The organism is Salinigranum sp., from assembly GCF_041641895.1.
Taxonomy (GTDB): domain Archaea; phylum Halobacteriota; class Halobacteria; order Halobacteriales; family Haloferacaceae; genus Salinigranum.
This window is the reverse complement of sequence record NZ_JBEPXO010000126.1, coordinates 1-6,835: the sequence shown is the minus strand read 5'-3', so window position 1 is coordinate 6,835 and position 6,835 is coordinate 1. Positions and strand designations below refer to the sequence as shown.

The following is a 6,835-nucleotide window of genomic DNA, read 5'->3' as shown; positions in this document are numbered from 1 at the left end:
CGTCGAGCAGTGTGCCCTTGAGGTTCACGTCGGAGGCTCCGAGCGTCAGGTCCTCGACGCGGTAGGTGTCGAGTACCTGCACGTCGACCTCGGCGTCGGGGTCGGGTTCGGCCTTGTTCGCGCTCACTTCGAGTCCGTTGAACCCCTCCTTCGGCCGGCCGGCGATGCGGAGGACCTCGCCCACTTCGAGCGACTCGACGGCGTCCTCGGCCATCCGGTCCCAGAAGGAGACCCGAATCGTCCCGGTCTCGTCGGCCACGTCGAGGTTGACGACCTGCCCCTCTGCCTCCTCGTCGTCGGCGTCGTCTCGCTCGAAGGTTCGCAGTTCGCCGATGCTCGTCACCTTGGCGATGAACTTCACGTCGTCCATCCCCGGTTCGATGTCGGCGATGCTGTTGACCTCCTCGTCGCGCAGTTCGTGCGCGATGAGCATCGCGGCCGTCTCCTCGTCCGCGAGGCCGCCCATCTGCTCGACCTTGTCCTCGACTGCGGCCTCGAACTTCTCGAACTCGACGTCGGTGTCGAGGTCGTCGTACACGTCCTCTATCACACCCACGGACGGACACCTCCCCGGCGTCGTGTCATCGCTCCCATAATCGTGTCCGAAGGCAGGAAAGGACTGCGCTTAAGCGTTGTCCTTGCCCGGCTCTGGCGGTGCTGTCGGGGGGTTTCGGTCGCGGACGGCGGCGGCGGGTGAACACACCGTCGGTGGTCCCGGCATCGCACAAGAAGGTTCGGTCGCGTCCGGCGTCGTCGACTCCCGACGACCCACCGGGTCGCGTCGGTCGTGTCCGACGACTTACCGGGTCGCGTCGGCGGCCGTCGTCGACTCGCCCATCGTCTCGTGGGTGACGACGACGCTGGTCGGCAGGCCGCCCGCGAAGGTCACGGTGGCCTCGTAGCCGAGGTCGGTCAGCGCCTGCGTGCAGGCCCCGCCCGAGTCCTCCTCTTCGGTCGTCACGGTGACGGCGAGTTCGTCCGCCTCGGCGTCGTACTCCGCTCCCCCGAGCACCGGGACCGAACAGCCGTTCCGTCCGGTGATACACCCGGTAATCGTGACGGCCGTCTCGCCCCACGAGACGCTCGCGCTCCCCTGCGCGGGGCACTCCTCGATTTCGGTCAGACTCCGGTCGGTCACGCTCGGGGTGGTCGGCGTGTCCGTCCCGTCGGAGCCACCCGAGTCGCCGTCGCCACTGCCATCGCCGGTAGCCGGGTCGGGCCCGTCGTTGCCGACACAGCCGGCCAGCGCGGTTCCGACCGCCGCTCCGACCGTCCCGAGCAGGTCTCGTCGTCGCATACCTCCCGCTTGTGGAGGCTATTTCAAAGGCCTTCGGAAGGGTCAAAAAATCGCTTGTGCCTCCCTCGCGCGGGCCGGTCGTATCGTAACCGACTTAAGCGGGTCCGGTGTATCAAGAGATGAGTCCTGATAGGGTAGTGGACTATCCTCTTGGCTTGCGGAGCCAGGGACCGGAGTTCAAATCTCCGTCAGGACGTTTCTGCCGACACAACTCGACAGCGGTGCGACCGTGCTCTGCCAGAGTCACGACGCGGAGATTTGCGCCGGCGAGTCGCAGCGGCCGAGCGACGCGAGGCCGACCGTCTCGCCCAGTTCAAATCTCCGTCAGGACGTTTCTGCCGACATCTCTCTCGGAGTGACGACTCACTCGTCGCGACCGGTCCGCTCGCGCCGTCGGTCCGCGGTGGCGCGTCGCTCGCTCCGCCCGCGTCCCGACCGACGGGCCAGCAGTCGCGGTGGACCCTCGACCGCAGTCGCGTCTGCGGGTCGCTCGCGGCCGAGCCACGCCGTGTGACAGTCCGGACAGTAGTTCCCGCGATACCGGTTCGTCAACAGGAACGCGTCGCCACAGCGGACGCAGTGTCTCATGGCGAACGGCCACGGCGGGTCGGTCGGCAGGCGGGTGCGGTACTGGGACTGGTCATGGTGTGTGCTACCACAGATGTCGGCAGGTGGCATAGGTATGGCTCGCCGGTCGATGCGGTACGGTGTCCCTGTGACGTGGTAGCACGCGTGTACCGTGAGACGCCGAGTCCACGCCCCGACCGAGAAACGCCTTTGTCCGGGGACGACAGACGTGTCGGCATGACCGACGCCGACCGTCGTGGGCCGGACGAGGACCGCGAGCGTGACCCGTCTGGGGAGTCGGACACACCCTCGGCGGCCACGCTCACCCGCGCACTCCGTGCCGGGGTCGCCGTCTACGACATCGGCGAGTACCACGCGGCCCACGACGCGTGGGAGGAGTGCTGGCTGGACCTGCCGACGGGGAGCGACGACGAACGCCTCCTCCACGGACTGATACAGTTCACCGCCGCCGTCTACCACGCCCGTCGGCGCAACTGGTCGGGCGCGACCGGACTGGCCGAGAGCGCGGGCGAGTACCTCGCGGACCTGCCGGGCGACTACCGCGGGGTGAACCTCGCCGGCGTCCGGCGGTACCTCGCCGTCCTGCACGCAGACCCAGAGGTCATCGAGCGCCGGCCACCGCTGGCGCTCCGGGTCGACGGCGAGCGACTCCGCCCGGCCGAACTCGACTTCGAGACGGCCGCGGTGGCCGCCGAGATAGTCGCTGGGGAGTACGACGCCTTCGACGCAGAGCGCATCGCCCGTGCAGTCGAGGTGGCCCGCGAGGAAGTCAGCGAGGGGACCGAGACGCGCTTCACCGCGCTGGTGATGGACTTCGCCGACGACACGGTCAACCGCGGACTGGTCTACCAGCGACTCACGTCACATCTGGCGCGGCGGGAACGCGAGGCGTCGGACGTGGAGGGGTTGTTCGACTGACGGCAGGGTAGCGTGCAGAAGGAGACGGGGAACGAGTCGGCCGGTCAGTCGGAGGACGCGCCGTCTGGCGTCTGGTCGGCGTACTCCTCTTTCGGCGTGCCGTCCAGCGAGAACATCGCGGAGTTGTCCTGCGGTTCGTAGCCGAGTACCTCGCGGGCACGCTCGATGGAGTAGTACTTCCGGTCGTTGTCGGAGATGCCGTAGACTATCTCGAAGTCGTAGTCGGCCGTGAGCGTACAGTCGAAGAGGTGGGCACAGTCGCGGTACGAGAGCCACATCGCCTGCCCGCGTTCGTAGTCGCGCGGCGGGTGACCCTCGGTGAGGTTCCCGATGCGGACGCAGACGACCGACAGGCCGTAGTGGTCGTGGTAGTAGCGGCCGAGCGTCTCGCCGGTCGCCTTGCTGACCCCGTAGAGGTTGCTCGGCCGGGGTGGTTCGTCACCGTCGAGGCGGTAGTCGTCGCTCTCGCGGTACATGTCCGGCTTGCGCTCGTCGGTCTCGTAGGCCCCGACCGCGTGGTTCGAGGAGGCGAACGCGAACTTCTCGACGCCCGCCTTCGCGGCGGCGTACATCACCGAGTGGGTCCCGTCGATGTTGTTCCGGAGGACGCTCTCCCACGTCGCCTCCGGCCGGGGGTCGCCCGCGAGGTGGATGACGGCACCGACGCCCTCCATCACCTCGTGCATCCGGTCTTCGTCGGTCACGTCCGCGACGACCACGTCCTCGCTCGACACGCCCTCGGGGAGTTTCGACTTCGAGAGCGGTTCCCGGTCCAAGAGTCGCCAGTCGTAGCGAGCGCCGAGGTCACGCAGGATAGCCTGCCCGACGCGGCCCCCCGCCCCAGTCAGCAGTACCGGGTCGTCCATTCACTCGTCTATCTGCCGACGAGGGTCTTGTATGATGCGGTTCGAGCGGGTTCAAGTCGACGCGCCGACGCTCGCGGTCCCGTCACCCATTTCTCCCCGCCGACCGAGGACCACATATGGACGACGACGCGCACGCGAGCAGCGACCACGACGCCGAGACGGGCGACCACGACGCGATTACCGACCCACAGCAGGCCTGCTTCGAGGCCGGCATCAAGTTCGGGTCGCTCTACCACCAGTTCGCCGGGACGCCCCTCTCGCCGGACAGCGCCGACAGTCTCGAACGCGCGATGAGCGAGGCCATCGAGAACCAGCCACACTGCGAGTCGGTCACGGTGTCGATTCGGCGGGACGCGCTCGCGGCGGAACTGGCCGACTCGACCGCCGACTACACCGAACTGACGGGCCGGTTCATGGACGTCGAGATGCGGATTCGGTACGAGGGCGTCACGGTCGAGACGCGTATGGAGATGGAGGACGGGTACCCGCTGATGCGACTCGTCTCGGTCGTCGAGTGACGGAGAGGAGAAAGCGAGACCGAGCAGACGAGAACGGCGGCGGCCGACTCAGCGGGGTTCTTCCGCGATGTAGCCGCGCTTGCACTCCGGACAGATGTCGCCCTCGCGCATCGACGACCCGGTCGCGGGCCGGCGCAGGGCACACTCGGGGCAGACGTACTCGGTCGGCACGTCCTCGGCGTCTCTGCTCGTATCTATCTCGGTCGCACGCGTGATTGACCCGTTCGCCGCGCGACTGGCCTCCGAGCCGTTGTCGACGAACTCGGCGTCGAAGCCCTCCTCGACGGTCTCGACCGCTTCGGGGGAGTCACCCTGTGGCGCGAGACCGCCGAACTCTACCTCCGAGGCGCTGCCGTCGCTCGGTTCGGCGTCGAACCCCTCGTCGTCGCCGACCTGTTCGGGCCACTGTGCTTGGTCCGGGTCGGTCTCCGAGACGACCTCGGCGTCGTGGTGTTCGTCGCCGGCCGACTCGCCGTCGGCGGCCGTCGCCCCACCCTCGGCGTCGGCGGGCGTCTCGCCGCGGACCTCCTCGATGGTCGGCGTCTGCTCGGGCGGTCCCTCGTTCACGTCGTCGGCCGCGGGCCACTCGCCGTGACCGCGTTCGCTCGGTTCCTCGTCGTCGGCGTCGAGGATGACGCCGTCGTCCTCCTCGGCGGACGGGCCGTCGTCGGCCTCGGCGTCCGCTGTGGCGACCGGCGTCTCGACCTCGTCTGCCGTCGGTGTGTGCTCCGCGTCGGCGGTCTCTTCGATAATCTCCGCGCCGCCCTCGGTGTCGTCTGCCGCCTCGGCGTCCGCCATCGACGGGTCCGGCGCGTCGGCCGTCGACTCGGGTGTCTCGGTCGCGTCGACCGGGGGCGACGCGTCGGCCGGGGGGGAGGCGTCCGCGCTCGCGTCGGCCGGGGCTGGCGTCTCGGCGGCCGGCGACCCGTCGTCGCCGTCCACCGGCACGCCGTCCGCGTCGACGACCTCCGCGTCGTGGGCGTCGTCCTCGGCGAGTCCCTCTATCTCGGACGGCGAGGCTATCGACGTGACCTCCTTGTTCTCGCTGACGACACGCTCGGCACCACAGCGCGTGCAGGTCGCCACCTCTCGGACGGTGACGACCACCTCCTCACCCTGTTCGTCTCGGTCGCGTTCTAACTCGGGGTCCCCGTAATCGTGCCCGAGCAGACATCTCAGTCCCATTGGCACGACCTTCCGAACCGGACACCAAAAAAACACCCCCTCCGCGTCCGACGTTCGTCTGACGCCGTGCCGGCGGGCACACGGAACGCGGGGTGACCGCGGGCGGTAACGGTAAAACGGCTCCGGTCGTTGTGGAGTCTATGAGAGCAAAGCGGGAGTACCGGGATCGCGCCGACATCGAGGTCGCGGTACTCGACGCGCTCGTGGACCGGGCCGACGACGGGATGACGGTGTTCGAGGTCCGGGCCGCGGTCGAGGCCGACATCGACGCCATCGAGGACGCACTCGGCGCGCTGAAGGCAGACGGCCTCATCGAGGTCGAACACGAGTCCGAGCGCGTCCGCATCCTGCCGGCCGACCGCGTCGTCCCCGACCCGAGCGAGGAACTGGACGAGGAGGGGAGTTTCATCGACGCGATACGCGAGCGACTCGGCCTGTAGCGAACGAAAGCCCGTTAGCCCCCCGCGCCGTACGCCACGGCATGACTGTCGTCCGCGACGCCCACGCCGCACACGGAGCGACGTTCGAGGAGCGCGGCGACCGCGAGGTCGTCCGCGACTACGGCCGCGCCGAGCGCACCCACAGAGCCGTGCGAAACGGCGTCGGCGTGATAGAGATGGGCTACGGCGTCGTCGTCGTGGAGGGCGACGACCGGGTCGACTTCGTCGACAACGCCGTCTCGAACCGCGTCCCCGCCGAGAACGGACAGGGGGCCTACGCGCTCTTGCTCGACCCGCAGGGCCGCATCGAGACCGACATGGCCATCTACAACGCCGGGGAGCGTCTGCTCTGTTTCACGCCGCCGGACCGCGCCGGCCCACTCGCCGAGGACTGGAGCGCGAAGACGTTCGTGCAGGACGTTACTATCCGGGAGGCCTCGGCAGACTTCGGCGTCTTCGGCGTCCACGGCCCGCACGCGACCGAGAAGGTCGCCAGCGTCCTCAACCACGCCGGCGCACCCGAACCGGCGGGTACCTTCGTCCGCGGGTCGATGGCCGACGAGGGGGTGACCGTCGTCGCCGCCGACGCGCCGACCGGCGAGGAGGGGTACGAGGTCGTCTGTGCCGCCGACGCCGCCGCCGACGTGTTCGAGACGCTCCTGTTGCGCGGGGTCAACGCGGTCCCGTTCGGCTACGCGACGTGGAACACGCTGACCTGCGAGGCGGGCACGCCGCTGTTCGACACGGAACTCGTCGGCCGCATCCCGAACGTGCTCGGCCTCCGGTCGGCACTGGACTTCGAGAAGGGCTGTTACGTCGGACAGGAGGTCGTCTCGAAGGTCGAGAACCGTGGCCGTCCCAGCCAGCGCCTCGTCGGTCTGCTGCCCGAGTCGGTGCCGGCGGCGGGCGCGGCGGTGTTCGACGGCGACCGGTCGGTCGGAGAGGTGACGCGGGGCGTCGAGAGTCCGAGTCTGGAGCGGCCGGTCGCACTCGCGCTGGTGGACTTCGACTGTGCCGCCGAGG

Annotated in this window: 9 protein-coding genes and 1 tRNA gene; 5 read left to right on the top strand and 5 right to left on the bottom strand. The window is 69.0% G+C overall.

Annotated features, from left to right (window positions below):
- Together ACESK5_RS18330 and ACESK5_RS18325 are read right to left on the bottom strand one after the other, a co-directional pair.
- Positions 1-556, bottom strand: a 556-nt coding sequence (locus tag ACESK5_RS18330; protein ID WP_372913026.1) for an OB-fold nucleic acid binding domain-containing protein, incomplete at its 3' end; no start/stop codon positions are given.
- Positions 557-799: 243 nt separating this feature from the next.
- Positions 800-1,297, bottom strand: coding sequence for a hypothetical protein (locus ACESK5_RS18325; protein WP_372913025.1), 498 nt, complete (start codon positions 1,295-1,297; stop codon positions 800-802).
- 123 nt (positions 1,298-1,420) lie between these two features.
- Between ACESK5_RS18325 and ACESK5_RS18320 the strand changes: the two genes are divergently transcribed.
- Positions 1,421-1,493, top strand: a tRNA-Arg gene (locus ACESK5_RS18320).
- A gap of 167 nt (positions 1,494-1,660) precedes the next feature.
- Here ACESK5_RS18320 and ACESK5_RS18315 read toward each other — a convergent pair.
- Positions 1,661-1,885, bottom strand: coding sequence for a hypothetical protein (locus tag ACESK5_RS18315; protein ID WP_372913024.1), 225 nt, complete (start codon positions 1,883-1,885; stop codon positions 1,661-1,663).
- 216 nt (positions 1,886-2,101) lie between these two features.
- Here ACESK5_RS18315 and ACESK5_RS18310 point away from each other — a divergent pair, with 216 nt between their 5' ends.
- Positions 2,102-2,803, top strand: coding sequence for a DUF309 domain-containing protein (locus ACESK5_RS18310; protein WP_372913023.1), 702 nt, complete (start codon positions 2,102-2,104; stop codon positions 2,801-2,803).
- Positions 2,804-2,847: 44 nt separating this feature from the next.
- Here the strand turns inward: ACESK5_RS18310 and azf are convergent, their stop codons facing one another.
- On the bottom strand, positions 2,848-3,669 hold the full coding sequence (gene azf / locus ACESK5_RS18305; RefSeq protein ID WP_372913022.1) for an NAD-dependent glucose-6-phosphate dehydrogenase Azf: 822 nt from the start codon (positions 3,667-3,669) through the stop codon (positions 2,848-2,850).
- A 116-nt stretch (positions 3,670-3,785) separates the two neighbouring features.
- On the opposite strand from azf, the gene ACESK5_RS18300 reads away from it, so the two are divergent.
- Complete coding sequence (locus ACESK5_RS18300; RefSeq protein ID WP_372913021.1) at positions 3,786-4,187, top strand: dihydroneopterin aldolase family protein; 402 nt, start codon at positions 3,786-3,788, stop codon at positions 4,185-4,187.
- A gap of 48 nt (positions 4,188-4,235) precedes the next feature.
- Here ACESK5_RS18300 and ACESK5_RS18295 read toward each other — a convergent pair whose 3' ends face one another.
- The gene (locus ACESK5_RS18295; RefSeq protein ID WP_372913020.1) at positions 4,236-5,372 is read right to left on the bottom strand and encodes a hypothetical protein; all 1,137 of its coding nucleotides are present in this window, start codon (positions 5,370-5,372) and stop codon (positions 4,236-4,238) included.
- Between the two features lie 140 nt (positions 5,373-5,512).
- Between ACESK5_RS18295 and ACESK5_RS18290 the strand changes: the two genes are divergently transcribed.
- Together ACESK5_RS18290 and ACESK5_RS18285 are read left to right on the top strand one after the other, a co-directional pair.
- Positions 5,513-5,812 carry a DUF6432 family protein gene (locus ACESK5_RS18290; protein WP_372913019.1) on the top strand — a complete coding sequence of 100 codons (300 nt, stop codon included), beginning with the start codon at positions 5,513-5,515 and terminating at the stop codon, positions 5,810-5,812.
- 41 nt (positions 5,813-5,853) lie between these two features.
- On the top strand, positions 5,854-6,835 hold a 982-nt coding region (locus tag ACESK5_RS18285; RefSeq protein ID WP_372913018.1), incomplete at its 3' end, for an aminomethyltransferase family protein.

What these genes read in the sequence shown, in the direction of transcription:
- ACESK5_RS18325 (WP_372913025.1), bottom strand. Translation starts at nt 1,297, where the DNA reads ATGCGACGACGAGACCTGCTCGGGACGGTCGGAGCGGCGGTCGGAACC.
- ACESK5_RS18315 (WP_372913024.1), bottom strand. Translation starts at nt 1,885, where the DNA reads ATGAGACACTGCGTCCGCTGTGGCGACGCGTTCCTGTTGACGAACCGG.
- ACESK5_RS18310 (WP_372913023.1), top strand. Translation starts at nt 2,102, where the DNA reads ATGACCGACGCCGACCGTCGTGGGCCGGACGAGGACCGCGAGCGTGAC.
- azf (WP_372913022.1), bottom strand. Translation starts at nt 3,669, where the DNA reads ATGGACGACCCGGTACTGCTGACTGGGGCGGGGGGCCGCGTCGGGCAG.
- ACESK5_RS18300 (WP_372913021.1), top strand. Translation starts at nt 3,786, where the DNA reads ATGGACGACGACGCGCACGCGAGCAGCGACCACGACGCCGAGACGGGC.
- ACESK5_RS18295 (WP_372913020.1), bottom strand. Translation starts at nt 5,372, where the DNA reads ATGGGACTGAGATGTCTGCTCGGGCACGATTACGGGGACCCCGAGTTA.
- ACESK5_RS18290 (WP_372913019.1), top strand. Translation starts at nt 5,513, where the DNA reads ATGAGAGCAAAGCGGGAGTACCGGGATCGCGCCGACATCGAGGTCGCG.